Origin of the sequence: Helicobacter pylori (assembly GCF_001653475.1) — a bacterium.
Classification (GTDB): Bacteria; Campylobacterota; Campylobacteria; order Campylobacterales; family Helicobacteraceae; genus Helicobacter; species Helicobacter pylori_CM.
The window spans coordinates 798,007-814,503 of record NZ_CP011487.1; the positions used below are offsets into that span (position 1 = coordinate 798,007).

Genomic DNA, 16,497 nt, shown 5'->3' on the forward strand with positions numbered 1-16,497 from the left:
TACAAATATTTTTTAAGAGGAATTGTTGATGGAGCAGGCATTTTTTAAAAAAATTGTTGGCTGTTTCTGTCTTGGTTATTTATTTTTATCTAGTGCAATAGAAGCAACAACACCTGACATTAAAAATTTTAATCGTGGTAGGGTGAAAGTGGTGAATAAGAAGATTGCTTATTTGGGAGATGAAAAACCTATTACGATTTGGACTTCATTAGACAATGTTACTGTGATCCAACTTGAAAAAGATGAAACTATTTCTTACATCACAACAGGTTTCAATAAAGGTTGGAATATTGTGCCTAATTCTAATCATATATTCATCCAACCTAAATCGGTAAAAAGCAATCTCATGTTTGAAAAAGAAGCGGTGAATTTTGCCCTAATGACAAGAGATTACCAAGAATTTTTAAAAACAAAAAAACTTATCGTAGATGCGCCTGACCCTAAAGAATTAGAAGAACAAAAAAAAGCTCTAGAAAAAGAAAAAGAAGCTAAAGAACAGGCGCAAAAAGCGCAAAAAGATAAAAGAGAAAAAAGAAAGCAAGAGCGTGCAAAAAATAGAGCCAATTTAGAAAATCTCACTAACGCTATGAGTAACCCACAAAATTTGAGCAATAACAAAAATCTTAGCGAATTTATCAAGCAACAACGAGAAAATGAATTAGACCAAATGGAACGACTAGAGGACATGCAAGAACAGGCTCAAGCTAATGCGCTCAAACAAATTGAAGAACTCAACAAGAAACAAGCTGAAGAGGCAGTTAAACAAAGAGCCAAGGAGAAAATCAATATTAAGACAGATAAGCCTCAAAAAAGCCCTGAGGATAACTCCATAGAATTATCTCCTAGCGATAGCGCTTGGAGAACTAATCTTGTTGTGCGGACTAATAAAGCCTTGTATCAATTCATTTTGAGAATAGCTCAAAAAGACAATTTTGCTTCGGCGTATCTAACAGTCAAATTGGAATACCCGCAAAGACACGAAGTCTCTAGCGTTATTGAAGAGGAATTAAAAAAGAGAGAAGAAGCAAAGAGGCAGAAAGAATTGATCAAGCAAGAAAATCTTAACACCACAGCCTACATCAATAGAGTAATGATGGCGAGCAACGAACAGATTATTAACAAAGAAAAAATAAGAGAAGAAAAGCAAAAAATTATCTTAGATCAAGCAAAGGCGCTAGAGACTCAATATGTGCATAATGCATTAAAAAGAAACCCTGTGCCTAGAAACTACAATTACTACCAAGCACCTGAAAAACGCTCTAAACATATTATGCCCTCTGAAATTTTTGATGATGGCACATTCACTTATTTTGGTTTCAAAAACATCACTCTCCAACCTGCTATTTTTGTGGTTCAACCTGATGGGAAATTGAGCATGACTGATGCTGCCATTGATCCTAACATGACCAATTCAGGATTGAGATGGTATAGAGTTAATGAAATTGCAGAGAAGTTTAAGCTCATTAAAGACAAAGCGCTTGTAACAGTAATAAATAAAGGCTATGGGAAAAATCCATTGACAAGAAATTACAATATCAAAAACTATGGTGAATTGGAGCGTGTGATTAAAAAGCTCCCTCTTGTCAGAGATAAATAAAAAGGCGTTAAGACATGAATGAAGAAAACGATAAACTTGAAACTTCTGAAAAAACCCAACAACATTCACCAAAAGATTTATCCAATGAAGAAGCAACAGAAGCCAATCATTTTGAAGATCCTTCAAAAGAATCCCAAGAAAGCTCAGATCACCATCTTGACAACTCCACAGAAACTGAAACCAATTTTGATGGAGACAAGTCAGAAGAAACCCAAACTCAAACGGATTCTGGAGGTAATGAAACTTCAGAATCTGGCAATGGCAGTCTAGCAGACAAGTTATTCAAGAAAGCCAGAAAATTAGTTGATGATAAAAAACCTTTCACTCAGCAAAAGAATTTAGATGAAGAAAACCAAGAACTGAACGAAGAAGACAATCAAGAAAATAAGGGGTATCAAGAAGAAACTCAAACGGACTTAATGGATGATGAAACTTCTGAAAAAACCCAACAACATTCACCGAAAGATTTATCCAATGAAGAAGCAACAGAAGCCAATCATTTTGAAGATCCTTCAAAAGAATCCCAAGAAAGCTCAGATCACCATCTTGACAACTCCACAGAAACTGAAACCAATTTTGATGGAGACAAGTCAGAAGAAATAACTAACGACTCTAGCGATCAAGAGATTATCAAAGGAAGCAAAAAGAAATACATCATTGGTGGCATTGTAGTCGCTGTTCTTATCGTGATTATTGTATTTTCTAGAAGCATTTTTCACTACTTCGTGCCTTTGGAAGATAAAAGCTCTCGTTTTAGCAAAGACAGGAATCTTTATGTCAATGATGAAATCCAAATAAGGCAAGAGTATAACCGATTGCTGAAAGAACGGAATGAAAAAGGCAATATGATCGATAAGAATCTTTTCTTTAATGACGATCCCAATAGAACCTTATACAACTATTTGAATATTGCAGAAATTGAGGACAAAAACCCATTGAGAGCCTTTTATGAATGTATTAGTAATGGTGGCAACTATGAAGAATGTTTGAAGCTTATCAAAGACAAAAAACTTCAAGATCAAATGAAAAAGACTCTAGAGGCTTATAATGACTGCATTAAAAATGCCAAAACTGAAGAACAAAGGATCAAGTGTTTAGATTTAATCAAAGATGAAAACCTGAAAAAAAGCTTACTGAACCAACAAAAAGTTCAAGTGGCGCTAGATTGTTTGAAAAACGCTAAAACCGATGAAGAACGAAACGAGTGCCTAAAACTCATAAATGACCCTGAGGTTAGAGAGAAGTTCCGTAAGGAATTAGAGCTTCAAAAAGAGCTTCAAGAGTATAAGGATTGTGTTAAAAATGCCAAAACAGAAGCTGAGAAAAACGAATGCTTGAAAGGCTTGTCTAAAGAAGCTATAGAAAGATTGAAACAGCAAGCGCTAGATTGTTTGAAAAACGCTAAAACTGATGAAGAACGAAACGAGTGCTTGAAAAATATTCCCCAAGACTTGCAAAAAGAACTACTAGCTGATATGAGCGTCAAGGCTTATAAAGACTGCGTATCAAGAGCTTGAAAGAAAAGAATGCGAAAAATTGCTCACGCCTGAAGCGAAAAAACTCTTAGAAGAAGAAGTTAAGAAGAGCGTTAAGGCTTACTTGGACTGCGTATCTCAAGCCAGGAATGAAAAAGAGAAACAAGAATGCGAGAAATTACTCACGCCTGAAGCGAGGAAATTTTTAGCGAAAGAACTCCAACAAAAAGATAAAGCGATCAAAGATTGCTTGAAAAACGCCGATCCTAACGACAGAGCGGCTATTATGAAGTGTTTGGATGGTTTGAGCGATGAAGAGAAGCTCAAATACCTGCAAGAAGCTAGAGAAAAGGCTGTCTTGGATTGTTTGAAAACGGCTAGGACCGATGAAGAAAAAAGGAAATGCCAAAACCTTTATAGCGATTTGATCCAAGAAATCCAAAATAAAAAAACACAAAGCAAACAAAATCAATTGAGTAAAACAGAAAGGTTGCATCAAGCAAGCGAGTGCTTGGATAACTTAGATGACCCTACTGATCAACAAGCCATAGAGCAATGTTTAGATGGCTTGAGCGATAGTGAAAGGGCGCTAATTCTAGGAATTAAACGACAAGCTGATGAAGTGGATCTGCTTTATAGCGAACTAAGGAACCGCAAAACCTTTGATAACATGGCGGCTAAAGGTTATCCGTTGTTGCCAATGGATTTCAAAAATGGTGGCGATATTGCCACTATTAACGCCGCTAATGTTGATGCGGACAAAATAGCTAGCGATAATCCTGTTTATGCTTCCATAGAGCCTGACATTACCAAGCAATACGAAACAGAAAAAACCATTAAGGATAAGAATTTGGAAGCTAAATTAGCTAAGGCTTTAGGTGGCAATAAAAAAGATGACGATAAAGAAAAAAGTAAAAAATCCACAACAGAAGCTAAAGCAGAAAGCAATAAGATAGACAAAGATGTCGCAGAAACTGCCAAGAATATCAGTGAAATCGCTCTTAAGACTAAAAAAGAAAAGAGTGGGGAATTTGTAGATGAAAATGGTAATCCCGTTGATGACAAAAAGAAAGCAGAAACACAAGATGAAACAAGCCCTGTCAAACAGGCCTTTATAGGCAAGAGTGATCCCACATTTGTTTTAGCGCAATACACCCCTATTGAAATCACTCTGACTTCTAAAGTAGATGCCACTCTCACAGGTATAGTGAGTGGGGTTGTAGCCAAAGATGTATGGAACATGAACGGCACTATGATCTTACTAGACAAAGGCACTAAGGTGTATGGGAATTATCAAAGCGTGAAAGGTGGCACACCTATTATGACACGCTTAATGATAGTCTTTACTAAAGCCATTACGCCTGATGGTGTGGTGATACCTCTAGCAAACGCTCAAGCAGCAGGCATGCTAGGTGAAGCAGGGGTAGATGGCTATGTGAATAATCACTTTATGAAGCGCATAGGCTTTGCTGTGATAGCAAGCGTGGTTAATAGCTTCTTGCAAACTGCGCCTATCATAGCTCTAGATAAACTCATAGGCCTTGGCAAAGGTAGAAGTGAAAGGACACCTGAATTTAATTACGCTTTGGGTCAAGCCATCAATGGTAGTATGCAAAGTTCGGCTCAGATGTCTAATCAAATTCTAGGGCAACTGATGAATATCCCCCCAAGTTTTTACAAAAATGAGGGCGATAGTATTAAGATTCTCACAATGGACGATATTGATTTTAGTGGCGTGTATGATGTTAAAATCACCAACAAATCTGTGGTAGATGAAATTATCAAACAAAGCACTAAAACTTTGTCTAGAGAACATGAAGAAATCACCACAAGCCCTAAAGGTGGCAATTAATTCATAGAGAAAGGATAAAATATATTTATGTTACCAAACTCGGTTCTTTACAAAATAAAAGACAAAACCAACAATAGGCTCTTTTAGAGAACATAGTGGCGAAAAAACCAAGCAAAAACAATGAAAGGAAACAGCAATGGAACTCGGTTTCAATGAATCAGAAAGACAAAAGATCTTAGATAACAACAGCTCTCTTATGAGAAATGCAAATGAAGTAAGGGATAAGTTTATTCAAAATTACGCCATTTCTTTAAAAGATAGCAACGATCCGCAAGATTTTTTGAGAAGAGTTCAAGAGTTAAGAATCAATATGCAAAAGAATTTTATTAGTTTTGATGCTTATTACAACTATTTGAACAACCTTGTGTTAGCCAGTTACAATCGTTGCAAACAAGAAAAGACTTTTGCAGAAAGCACGATCAAAAATGAACTAACGCTTGGGGAGTTTGTTGCAGAAATTTCTGACAACTTCAATAATTTTATGTGTGATGAAGTGGCAAGAATTTCAGATCTAGTGGCTTCTTATCTGCCAAGAGAGTATTTACCGCCATTCATAGATGGCAATATGATGGGCGTGGCGTTTCAGATTCTAGGGATAGATGATTTTGGGAGGAAGCTCAATGAGATTGTCCAAGATATAGGGACTAAATATATTATTTTGAGCAAAAATAAGACTTATCTCACTTCTTTAGAAAGAGCTAAATTGATAACCCAATTAAAATTAAATTTGGAATAAGAACATGACTGAAGACAGATTGAGCGCAGAAGATAAAAAATTTCTAGAAGTAGAAAGAGCTTTAAAAGAAGCGGCATTAAATCCTTTAAGGCATGCCACTGAAGAACTTTTTGGTGATTTTTTAAAAATGGAAAATATCACTGAGATTTGTTACAACGGGAACAAGGTTGTATGGGTTTTAAAAAATAATGGCGAATGGCAACCATTTGATGTGAGAGACAAGAAAGCCTTTAGTCTGTCTCGTTTAATGCATTTTGCTCGGTGTTGTGCAAGTTTTAAGAAAAAAACCATAGACAACTATGAAAATCCTATTTTGAGCAGCAATTTAGCAAATGGTGAAAGGGTGCAGATTGTCCTTTCCCCTGTTACAGTTAATGATGAAACCATTTCCATATCCATAAGGATACCCAGCAAAACAACCTATCCTCATAGCTTCTTTGAAGAGCAGGGTTTTTATAATCTACTAGATAACAAAGAACAAGCGATCAGCGCGATTAAAGATGGTATTGCTATTGGTAAGAATGTGATTGTTTGTGGCGGCACAGGAAGCGGTAAAACGACTTATATCAAAAGCATCATGGAGTTTATCCCTAAAGAAGAAAGGATCATATCCATTGAAGACACCGAAGAGATTGTATTCAAACATCACAAGAACTACACACAGCTTTTTTTTGGTGGGAATATCACCTCTGCTGATTGCTTAAAGTCATGTTTGAGAATGCGGCCTGATAGAATCATTTTAGGAGAACTCAGAAGCAGTGAGGCATACGATTTTTATAATGTGCTTTGTAGCGGTCATAAAGGCACGCTAACCACTCTGCATGCAGGGAGCAGTGAAGAAGCGTTTATTCGTTTAGCCAACATGAGTTCATCTAATAGCGCAGCAAGGAATATCAAGTTTGAAAGTCTCATTGAGGGCTTTAAAGATTTAATTGATATGATTGTCCATATCAACCACCACAAACAGTGTGATGAATTTTATATCAAACACAGGTAGTAGGCGCAATGGAAGACTTTTTGTATAACACCTTATATTTCATAGAGGATTATAAGTTGGTTGTTATTGTTAGTTTCATAGGGTTAATAGCGTTATTTTTTCTCTACAAATTCATAAAAGCTCAAAAAAAGACTTTTAAAGATAAAGCTAACCAACCTCAAAAGAAAAAAAACTTTAAAGAAATCATGACAGAGGGGCTGAAAGAAAGAGTTAAAACCTTTGGCTTTTGGTTACAAGCTATACTATTACTATCCTATTCTTTTATCACATCAGGGTTATTTTTCTTGATTCTCTTAGGTAATTTTTATGATGATAACAGATTGCCTGAGAGCGATGATGATCTTTTTGATATATGGATCTATGCGATACAAGATTTTCCTGCATACTATTTTAAGGCGCTTTGTTTTAGTTCACTCAAGATCTATGGGTTCAATATATCCTTAGTCGTATATAGTTCTATTTTATGCTCTTATATATTCATTACCTTTTTTGTGTGGTTCTTAAAATACTTAACTCGGACTAGAGACATAGGAGCGAATAAAAAAGTTGATGATCTCTTTGGTAGCGCGAGTTGGGAAACTGAAGAGAAAATGATCAAAGCTAAACTTATCACACCCAATAATAAAAAACGCGCCTTTGACAAACGAGAGGTTATTGTAGGCAGGCGTGGTTTAGGGGATTTTATCGCTTACGCAGGACAGGCGTTCATTGGCTTGATTGCTCCTACTAGAAGCGGTAAGGGGGTGGGTTTCATCATACCCAATATGATCAATTATCCTCAAAATATCGTTGTGTTTGACCCTAAGGCTGACACCATGGAAACTTGCGGAAAAATCAGAGAAAAACGCTTCAACCAAAAGGTGTATATTTATGAACCTTTCTCCTTAAAAACACACCGATTTAATCCTTTCGCTTATGTGGATTTTGGTAATGATGTGGTTTTGACTGAAGACATACTCTCTCAAATTGACACACGCTTAAAAGGGCATGGGATGGTGGCTAGTGGGGGGGATTTTTCCACTCAAATCTTTGGATTGGCAAAGCTCGTGTTCCCTGAAAGGCCTAATGAAAAAGATCCTTTTTTTAGCAATCAAGCGCGGAATCTTTTTGTCATCAATTGCAATATTTATAGGGATCTCATGTGGACTAAAAAGGGGCTTGAGTTTGTCAAAAGAAAAAAAATCATCATGCCTGAAACCCCCACGATGTTTTTCATAGGTTCTATGGCAAGCGGTATCAACTTGATTGATGAAGACACAAACATGGAAAAAGTCGTGTCTTTAATGGAATTTTTTGGAGGTGAAGAAGATAAGAGTGGCGATAATCTAAGAGCGCTTAGTCCTGCCACTAGAAACATGTGGAATAACTTCAAGACAATGGGTGGTGCTAAAGAAACTTATAGCTCTGTTCAAGGGGTCTATACTTCAGCGTTTGCGCCTTACAATAACGCCATGATCAGAAATTTCACGAGCGCTAATGATTTTGATTTCAGGCGTTTAAGGATTGATGAAGTGAGTATTGGCGTGATCGCTAATCCTAAAGAAAGCACTATTGTTGGGCCGATATTAGAGCTGTTTTTCAATGTGATGATTTATAGCAACCTTATTCTGCCAATCCATGATCCACAATGCAAAAGAAGTTGCTTAATGCTTATGGATGAATTCACGCTCTGTGGCTATTTAGAGACCTTTGTTAAAGCGGTAGGGATTATGGCAGAATACAACATGCGCCCCGCTTTTGTGTTTCAAAGTAAGGCACAACTAGAGAATGACCCTCCACTTGGTTATGGTAGGAATGGTGCTAAGACCATTTTAGACAACCTTTCTTTGAATATGTATTATGGGATTAACAACGATAACTACTACGAGCATTTTGAAAAACTTTCTAAGGTGTTAGGGAAATACACGAGACAAGATGTGAGCCGAAGCATTGATGATAATACAGGTAAGACCAATACTTCTATCAGCAACAAAGAGCGGTTTTTGATGACTCCTGATGAATTGATGACTATGGGCGATGAGCTTATCATTTTAGAGAATACGCTCAAACCAATCAAATGCCACAAGGCGCTTTACTATGATGATCCATTCTTCACCGATGAACTCATTAAGGTAAGTCCGAGCTTGAGCAAAAAATACAAATTGGGGAAAGTGCCTGATCAGGCAACATTCTATGACGATTTGCAAGCCGCTAAAACTAGAGGTGAATTGAGCTATGATAAATCTTTAGTGCCTGTAGGTTCAAGCGAACTGTGATTTTAGTTTCTAATCGTTAGTTTTGTTTTTGAAAATCCTTCAAAATCAGATCAAGTGCTTCTTTGCAAGGAAAGCAAAAAGCCTATTCCAAAAAATAAAAAGACAAAATATCTTAACAAAAAGAAGCAAAATATATTTCAGAAAAATTAAAAGATAATGATGCAAATGATATTATTATAGATTGCTCTACTCGTTATATCGCACCTGAGAATAAATGCAACGAAATTTCTTTACATAAGCACCATTAGGGTTATGTCTCATCCCCCCATTGTAAGCGCCTATCGCCATTTCTACTAATTGATACACGCTTTTGTTGGGGTGTTTTTGTTTGTAATAATCAAAATTTTCTTTTAAAATTTGTTTGGCTAATTGGATCGCAAAATCCACATCATTGAGCAATTTGTATTTGAGGAGCGTTTTAGAATAGGCAGGATAGAATTTTTTAGCGGTGTTTAAAGTGATATGAAACATGGAATAGGAAGTGTCTTTTAAGGATTTTTCTCGCTTGTTGTTCAACCCCAGAGAACTTTCTAATAAAGCGATAGAGATGAGCGTTCTGCACACCACTTCATTGCCGCAGCCTTTTTGATGGATATGGATAAGATTTTCGTATTGCTTGAAACTAATGGTTACTTTTTGGCATGGATAGGCTAAGGAATTAAGAAGTAAAGTCAGACCAATCCATTTCTCAAACAAAACTCTAACTTACTTTGAATCTTTCAATAACGCTTTTTGTAACTTTTGCTTGTCGTACTTGAGCTTGTCCTTCAGAGGTGAGAGCAGATTTTGAACACTCTCATAACCACACAGCATTCCCTCTTTATAGGGGTCGTTTTTGATTTTGACATAGAGACTAATGCCACTAGTATAACACAAACCATTAGACTTGATATAGTAGCTCTTAATTTCTTCTTCTAAGCTCCTCAAGTCATTAGGGTTGAGAGGTGTTTTTTTGCTGTAAGAATTTTCACTGATCAAAGTCCCCTCATAGCTTCTTTTGATCGTGGTCTCTTTATCCACTAACAATCCATTATAGTTTTCTTTTTCTTTGACAACTCTCATTACTTCGTCAGAATTACTTGTTTTAGGAGGAATAGGCACTTCCACTACTCTAGGTTTCTTAGCATTTTTCTTTTTCAACTCTGCTTCTAAAGCTTTTAGTTTCTTTTGATTTTCTAAGTCTTTGAGCTTGTATTTAGCTAATTCAGCATCTTGTTTTTCTTTTTCTGCTAAGAGTTTCTTTTCCCTCTCTTCTTCATTGGCTATGAGTTGGGAGTTAGCGATTAGCTCTTCTATGAGCTTTTCTTTGCTGTTTTCAGGAGCGGTTTGAGTGGCATAAGGTGATGGTTGGGCCTCATTGGCGTTATTTGCCTCTTTTAGTCTGTACAAGCTATAAGGAGCAATGATATTGGGTTTTTGAGTAGCGCTATCGCTAGTGGGCATAGCTACCATCTCATCTCTTAGGGGCGAACACACTTCATCATTGGGTCTGCAGATCACATCGTTGGCGTAGTTGAAATACGCGCGTTTTTGTTGTTCAAAAAGCTTATTCTCATCAACTGACGCTCCCTTATCAAGCGTGTGGGCATTGGGATCGCTTCTTTTTGGCACTCTCAAAAAAGTCGCTTGGGCATAAGGCAATTTGTCATTGATTTTTAACACAAACTTAGCGTTGCGTTTGTTGAGCGCTTTTAGAATGTTGTAATACCCATTGACTTGTTCTAACGAGCCTGTGATAATGATCAGATCTGCATAAGTCCCCATTGCTCTTGTTTTGATAATGGGGTTTTCTATGGATAAATAGTTGTTGTAATCCAATAGATCCATAGCGTAGAGATAGGTTTTGTCTTTCAAAGCGCTATTCCCAAACCAATCCCCAAAGCTTTTGTCATTCACATTCAAGGTGTCGTATATATCAAAAAGCGCTTGAGTTTTTGTGTCACCAACAGAGACATATTGAGGTTTCTTATGATCAGGGATCTGTTGGCGCTGTCTGGCTTCTTTTTTGAGTCGTTTAGCTTCTTTCTTGGTCTCTTTAGTTTTTTTAGTGGCCTTGATGACCTTATCGGCTTCACTTATTTCTTTAGCATAAAGAGTGTTAGAGATTAGTAAGCCTATGAGCGATACAGCGGTTGCTAGTTTTCTAAACATTAATTTCCTTTTTCTTCAGATTGATATAGAGAAAATTCCATTGCACTTAAGATAATTTTCACACCCTAAGAAAAAAGAATTTATAGACCACTTGTGTGGGTCATGCAGTGAGTGACAAACCGCTAGAACACCTAAATTTTTGAAATTTTCTCTTATTCTTTCTTTAGTCAAAATCGTTGTTTTGCCTCAATCTTTAGTCTCTTTAGCTTCAGTTGGTTCATTGGTAACGCTTGTTGCTTGAGATTTTTGGGTTTCGTTATGGGCAGTTGTTGCCACTTTAGATTGCTTTTTGGACAATTTTTCAACTAATTTCACTAAGTTGATATTAGAAAAAGACAAAAATATTCCTATTGCGACAAAGATTATCCCAACAATCCCCATAGCACCGCTCAAGACACAACATAAAACCCCTGCTCCAATGAGGCCTAATGCATCATAGCGCTTATCAGTCAAATTGTTTTTGAAAAAATTTACAAAAGCGTTTGGCTTTTTTGTTTCATGGGTTGATTCAGTTGTATTGATTGTGTCAGCCATAGTGTTACCTCCATAATGGTATATTCTCAATTTGTTACTATGAAACAAATTCATGTTATTATAGCAAAATAATATAAAACCATCTCCATGTTGCCATTATGCTGTTGTTTGCAATTTAAAAAAGATGATTTGATAAATGAAGCGTTTAAGATAGACCGATTGAGATTGCTCTTCTGTTTGACATTTTTGAGTTTAGCTCTTTTAGTATTGTAAAAGGATCTGACATGTTTAAAGATTTTTATCGCACCGCTCTCTCTTTTTTAAAGCCTTTATTGCTTTTATTATGTTTATTGTTGTTATTTTCACTTTGTATAGCTGATGAATATATTAGCATAAGTCCTGCTTGGGATGAATACATGCGATATCATAAGACATATTATTTTGAAAATGGTTTAGACAATTTTAATAAAGGCCAATACAAGCAAGCCTTTAAAAATTTTAGAAAGGCACAAGAATACGGCATTGGGCTTGGCAGTGTTTATTTAGCCAAAATGTATTTGGAGGGAAAGGGCGTGAAAGTGGATTACAAAAAAGCACAACTCTATGCAAAAAACGCTATCAAAAGGTATGGGAGTGGCATGTTAGGGGGCGCTCTTATTTTAGGATACATGCAAGCGCAAGGCTTAGGGATGAAAAAGGATTTGAAACAAGCGCTCAATACTTACAGGAGTGTGGTTCGCAGACTTTCTAATAAAGGCATAAATTTTCATAACAATTTTAGATTACCAAACCTTGCACAAGTGGCTGGTATCGCTATTGGATTACAATTCATTGATCTTTCAGGTTTGAGCGCAAATCCTATAAAATTTGGAAAGAAATTTGAAAAACTTGAGGACTTTAAGTATTTCCTTCACAGCAACAGTGAGGTTCCTGATGCACTTTCTGGGGCAGATATTGCTGAAATTTCAAGCAATATTATTTTACTCAAACAACAAATGGGGGAAATCCTTTATAGAATTGGGATCGCTTATAAAGAAGGGCTTGGCACTAGAAAACAAAAAAGCAGGGCTAAAAAATTCTTGCAAAAATCCGCAGAATTTGGCTATGAAAAAGCTATGGAAGCTCTGTAATTCTTAATCAAACTTTAAGATTAGAAAAACCCGCTTAAATGGCTCTCATTCAAACAAAGCCCTATTTTTCCATTATAATAGACACTTGATTGTTTTCAATCTCTACATAGAGTTCTTTTTGAGAATTAGAGCTATAAGAGAGCTTGTTTTGCTGGTAGGCTTTGTAATCTTGGTCAAACGCCACATAAAACAAGCGTTTGTTCTGGGAGTTGGGGTAAGGGATCACATTAATAGAAGAAAAGGCGATGTGTTTTTTTTCGTTTTTCGCAAACACCCTTTTTTTATACTCTTTAAAAGCGTTGAATTTCATGCCGTCATAGCGAGTGAAGTTGGGGTTATAAAAACGCATGTAGCGTTCAAAATCGCCCCTAACCCAAGCTTCTTTCCATTGAAAAAGGGAGCTTAAAATCATGCTCAATTCTTCTTTAGTGCTGGGGAAAAACTTGTCTTCATAGGTGATGAGAAACGCTTTTTCGCCTTTTAAGACCTTATCATAAGAGCTTAAAATTGGGTTTTCAATCGCAATACAGCCCTTGGTGTTCAATTCATTCCGATCGCCATTTAAAGGCATTCCATGCACCCAAATGCCATGCCCAGTGCGTTTTTTCAAAGTGTCATACAAATTAGGGTAATTCGTTACAAAAGCCAAAACGCCATAATATTGATCCAAGTGCTCTAATTTCTGCGTGATACGATACACTCCAATAGGCGTGGCCAAATCGCCCTCTAAAGTTTTATCGCCCTTTTTAGAGCCTACAAGGGCTTTAGAGCTGTTGATTTTTTTAAGCATGTTGTTGTCTGTTTCATAAAACTCTAAACTAGGCTTGGATTTATTGGCCACAAATAAAAACTGCTTGTTTTGATAATAACCAAAATCCGTGTCCTTATTTTGAAGCTCTTCTGCCCAAAAAGATTTATCCGCTAAATAAGAATCCAGCTTTTGGCCCACCACTTCCAAGCCTTGTTTTTGATAAAGACGCACAATTTCCAACAAACGCTCATCAGCATTCAAGCCCACAAACCCCATTAGCAAAGCTGATAATATTTTTTTCAATCCCTATTCCTTTGATGGATATAACCTAGTTTTTGCAAGCTCTTTTCTTCCTTGCTCCATGATTTTTGAGCGATCACTTGCAAGTTTAAAAAAACCTTTTTTTCGCCTGCTTCTTGCATTTTCAATCGCGCACTAGTCCCGATGCGTTTGATATTCACCCCGTTTTTGCCTATCACGATTTTTTTTTGGCTTTCTTTTTCTACGATAATGCGCGCATACACCTTGTCTATGCGTTCTTCTTCTATAAATTTATCAATCATCACATCGCTTTCATAAGGGATTTCATCGCTTAAAAAATCAAACAAACTCTCCCTAATGATTTCCTTATAAATATCGCGCATTTTTTCATCGCTCATCAAATCCTTTTCAAAAAACCATGCACTAGGACTTAAACGCTTGCTGATGCATTCTAAAAGCACATTTAAATTTTGAGATTTTTTCGCACTCAAAGGCACTAGAGCTAAAAATTGCGAAGCGTATTTTTGATACTCTTGCAATTTTTGCAAAACCTGCTTATGCGTGGCCGTGTCAATCTTACTCAAAGCCAAGATATGGGGTTTTTGGCACAAACTCAAAAACTCTTCATAGCCTTTTAAATCATCATGCACAGAAGCTAAAAAAACGCACAATTCAGCATCGCCCATCGCTTTTAAAGCCTGTGAGAGCATGCATTGGTTGAGTAATTTTTCTTGATGATGAAGCCCTGGTGTGTCTAAAAAAATGATCTGGCTCTCATACCCCTCTTTATCTTTAAAAGGCACGATGCATTTCATTAATTTTCTTGTCGCATTAGCCTTATGCGAAACGAGGGCTAAATGAGCGTTTAATAAAGTGTTTAAAAGAGTGCTTTTTCCAGCGTTTGGTTTGCCTATAAGAGCTACAAAGCCTGCCTTAGTTTTCATTATAAAATATACTTCACTAAATTTTCATCAGCCACTAAATCCTCTAGTTTTGATTGAATCAACTCTTTAGTGATAGTAACATTTTGCCCAGAATAATCCTCAGCTTCAAAACTAATGTCTTCTAGCACTTTTTCAATGGTGGTGTGCAACCTTCTAGCACCTATATCTTCGCTTTTTTGATTAGCGTTATAAGAAAGTTTGGCTAACTCTTTGATCGCATCGTCTTCAAACGCAATTTCTACGCCTTCCACTTTTAAAAGGGCTTGGTATTGCTTGATGATAGAGGTTTTAGTTTGGGTTAAAATCATATACATGATTTCTTCGGTTAAATTCTCTAACTCCACCCTTAAAGGGAAACGGCCTTGCAATTCAGGGATCAAATCGCTTGGCTTAGAAAGATGAAAAGCCCCTGCTGCAATGAATAAAATATGCTCTGTTTTAATAGAGCCATACTTCGTATTCACCACACTCCCCTCTACAATCGGCAACAAATCCCTTTGAACCCCCTCTTTACTGGGATCTTGACGGCCTCCTTCTTTAGAGCTTACAGCGATCTTATCAATTTCATCAATAAAAATCACCCCTGAACTTTCCGCACGCTTCAAGCCTTCCATTTTAATGGATTCGCTGTCTAAAAGCGTGTCGCTAATTTCTGCTTTTAGGGCTTCTTTAGCTTCTTTAACGCTTAAAGTTTTTTTGACTTTATCCTGTTCTTTATGGAAAACCTTAATCAAGTTTTCTTGAACCCTTAAAATTTCAGGCGGCACATTAGAATCAATCTCTATGCTTTTTTTACGCACTTCAATTTCAATTTCTCGGCTATCCAACTCGCCTTGCACGATTCTTTGTTGCATTTTTAAAAGGCTGTTAGCGTATTCTTGTTTTTTTTCTTCGCTCACACCATTAGGCAAGGGGGGCAGGAGTTTTTTAGCGATTTTTTCTATAACCGCTTTTTCAATCTTGTCTTTTAACTTTTCCTTATGCTCATTTTCCACTAAAAGCATGCTGTTATTGACTAAATCCCTTACCATAGACTCCACATCACGCCCCACAAAACCCACTTCTGTGTATTTGCTCGCTTCCACTTTCACAAAGGGGAGTTCCATGATTTTTGCTATTCTTCTTGCGATTTCAGTTTTACCCACGCCAGTAGAACCAATCATTAAAATGTTTTTAGGCGTGATTTCTTCTTGTAAGGATTTTTCCAGTTGCAAACGCCTGTAACGATTCCTAAAAGCGATAGCGATAGACTTTTTAGCTTCCTTTTGCCCAATGATGTATTCATCTAAATAAGAGACAATTTCTCTTGGGGTCATATTCAATTTAGACATTAAAGCTCCAAAATTTTAATATTCGTGTTAGTGTAAATGCAAAGATCTCCTGCGATTTTTAAGGACTCTTCTACAAGTTTTCTAGGCTCTAAATGAGCGAAATTATCTAAAGCCCTAGCCGCACTTAATGCGTAATTCCCCCCACTCCCAATAGCAGCGATCTTATTGTCTTCAGCCTCCAAAACATCGCCCGTGCCGCTCAAAATGAAAATGTGATCCAAATTTAAAACAATCATCATCGCTTCTAGTCGGCGTAAATACTTATCTTTGCGCCATTCTTTGCTGAAATCCACCACGCTTTTAAACAAATCCCCTTTTTTGCTCTCTAAAATGCGTTCAAACATATCAAACAAACTAAAAGCGTCCGCAGTGCTCCCGGCAAACCCGCTTAAAACCTGGTTGTGATACAAGCTTCTGATTTTTGTCGCATTGGCTTTGACTACGCAATTACCCAAAGTCACCTGCCCATCGCCTCCAATGAGCGCGAACTTTTTATGATTCAATTCCCCTCTATAGCCTAGAATCGTCGTCGCTTCAAACATT

Annotated in this window: 12 protein-coding genes and 1 pseudogene; 6 read left to right on the plus strand and 7 right to left on the minus strand. The window is 36.9% G+C overall.

Annotated elements, in window-relative coordinates:
* Positions 1-28: 28 nt before the first annotated feature.
* The 5 genes and pseudogenes from cagX to cag5 all read left to right on the plus strand — a co-directional run bounded on the left by cagX (position 29) and on the right by cag5 (position 8,912).
* Positions 29-1,597 carry a type IV secretion system apparatus protein CagX gene (cagX, locus tag AA974_RS03855; protein WP_064433501.1) on the plus strand — a complete coding sequence of 523 codons (1,569 nt, stop codon included), beginning with the start codon at positions 29-31 and terminating at the stop codon, positions 1,595-1,597.
* 14 nt (positions 1,598-1,611) lie between these two features.
* Positions 1,612-4,924 (plus strand): annotated as a pseudogene (locus AA974_RS03860) (CagY family CD-EC repeat-containing protein).
* Positions 4,925-5,060: 136 nt separating this feature from the next.
* Positions 5,061-5,660: a cag pathogenicity island translocation protein CagZ gene (gene cagZ / locus AA974_RS03865; RefSeq protein WP_064433502.1), complete on the plus strand. Its 600-nt coding sequence runs from the start codon at positions 5,061-5,063 to the stop codon at positions 5,658-5,660.
* 4 nt (positions 5,661-5,664) lie between these two features.
* A complete protein-coding gene (gene virB11 / locus AA974_RS03870) occupies positions 5,665-6,657 on the plus strand; it encodes a cag pathogenicity island type IV secretion system ATPase VirB11 (protein WP_000133874.1) in 993 nt (330 codons plus the stop codon).
* 8 nt (positions 6,658-6,665) lie between these two features.
* Positions 6,666-8,912 (plus strand): VirD4 family type IV secretion system ATPase Cag5, encoded by a 2,247-nt coding sequence (cag5, locus tag AA974_RS03875; RefSeq protein WP_064433503.1) that lies wholly within the window; start codon positions 6,666-6,668, stop codon positions 8,910-8,912.
* Between the two features lie 186 nt (positions 8,913-9,098).
* On the opposite strand, the gene cag4 is transcribed toward cag5, so the two are convergent.
* From cag4 to cag1, 3 genes are all read right to left on the minus strand, one after another.
* The gene (gene cag4 / locus AA974_RS03880) at positions 9,099-9,608 is read right to left on the minus strand and encodes a VirB1 family T4SS lytic transglycosylase Cag4 (RefSeq protein ID WP_064433504.1); all 510 of its coding nucleotides are present in this window, start codon (positions 9,606-9,608) and stop codon (positions 9,099-9,101) included.
* 9 nt (positions 9,609-9,617) lie between these two features.
* Complete coding sequence (gene cag3, locus AA974_RS03885) at positions 9,618-11,063, minus strand: type IV secretion system outer membrane cap subunit Cag3 (protein WP_064433505.1); 1,446 nt, start codon at positions 11,061-11,063, stop codon at positions 9,618-9,620.
* Between the two features lie 186 nt (positions 11,064-11,249).
* A complete protein-coding gene (gene cag1 / locus AA974_RS03890; RefSeq protein ID WP_064433506.1) occupies positions 11,250-11,597 on the minus strand; it encodes a cag pathogenicity island protein Cag1 in 348 nt (115 codons plus the stop codon).
* Positions 11,598-11,821: 224 nt separating this feature from the next.
* Between cag1 and AA974_RS03895 the strand changes: the two genes are divergently transcribed.
* Positions 11,822-12,667, plus strand: a complete 846-nt coding sequence (locus AA974_RS03895; RefSeq protein ID WP_064433507.1) for a tetratricopeptide repeat protein — start codon at positions 11,822-11,824, stop codon at positions 12,665-12,667.
* A gap of 61 nt (positions 12,668-12,728) precedes the next feature.
* On the opposite strand, the gene csd6 is transcribed toward AA974_RS03895, so the two are convergent.
* The 4 genes from csd6 to hslV are packed head-to-tail and all read right to left on the minus strand — an operon-like array spanning position 12,729 to position 16,496.
* Positions 12,729-13,721 carry a cell shape-determining L,D-carboxypeptidase Csd6 gene (gene csd6 / locus AA974_RS03900; RefSeq protein ID WP_064433508.1) on the minus strand — a complete coding sequence of 331 codons (993 nt, stop codon included), beginning with the start codon at positions 13,719-13,721 and terminating at the stop codon, positions 12,729-12,731.
* Positions 13,718-14,623 (minus strand): GTPase Era, encoded by a 906-nt coding sequence (era, locus tag AA974_RS03905; RefSeq protein WP_064433509.1) that lies wholly within the window; start codon positions 14,621-14,623, stop codon positions 13,718-13,720. The genes csd6 and era overlap by 4 nt, the downstream gene beginning before the upstream one ends.
* Positions 14,623-15,954 carry an HslU--HslV peptidase ATPase subunit gene (hslU, locus tag AA974_RS03910; protein WP_064433510.1) on the minus strand — a complete coding sequence of 444 codons (1,332 nt, stop codon included), beginning with the start codon at positions 15,952-15,954 and terminating at the stop codon, positions 14,623-14,625. The genes era and hslU overlap by 1 nt, the downstream gene beginning before the upstream one ends.
* Positions 15,954-16,496, minus strand: a complete 543-nt coding sequence (gene hslV / locus AA974_RS03915) for an ATP-dependent protease subunit HslV (RefSeq protein ID WP_064433511.1) — start codon at positions 16,494-16,496, stop codon at positions 15,954-15,956. Before hslV ends, hslU begins: the two co-directional genes overlap by 1 nt.
* Position 16,497 lies beyond the last annotated feature (1 nt).

Bases quoted from the DNA above. Each gene is read 5' to 3' on its own strand.
- cag3 (WP_064433505.1), bottom strand. From the start codon at position 11,063: ATGTTTAGAAAACTAGCAACCGCTGTATCGCTCATAGGCTTACTAATC.
- cagZ (WP_064433502.1), top strand. From the start codon at position 5,061: ATGGAACTCGGTTTCAATGAATCAGAAAGACAAAAGATCTTAGATAAC.
- era (WP_064433509.1), bottom strand. From the start codon at position 14,623: ATGAAAACTAAGGCAGGCTTTGTAGCTCTTATAGGCAAACCAAACGCT.
- cagX (WP_064433501.1), top strand. From the start codon at position 29: ATGGAGCAGGCATTTTTTAAAAAAATTGTTGGCTGTTTCTGTCTTGGT.
- virB11 (WP_000133874.1), top strand. From the start codon at position 5,665: ATGACTGAAGACAGATTGAGCGCAGAAGATAAAAAATTTCTAGAAGTA.
- AA974_RS03895 (WP_064433507.1), top strand. From the start codon at position 11,822: ATGTTTAAAGATTTTTATCGCACCGCTCTCTCTTTTTTAAAGCCTTTA.
- hslV (WP_064433511.1), bottom strand. From the start codon at position 16,496: ATGTTTGAAGCGACGACGATTCTAGGCTATAGAGGGGAATTGAATCAT.
- cag5 (WP_064433503.1), top strand. From the start codon at position 6,666: ATGGAAGACTTTTTGTATAACACCTTATATTTCATAGAGGATTATAAG.
- hslU (WP_064433510.1), bottom strand. From the start codon at position 15,954: ATGTCTAAATTGAATATGACCCCAAGAGAAATTGTCTCTTATTTAGAT.
- cag1 (WP_064433506.1), bottom strand. From the start codon at position 11,597: ATGGCTGACACAATCAATACAACTGAATCAACCCATGAAACAAAAAAG.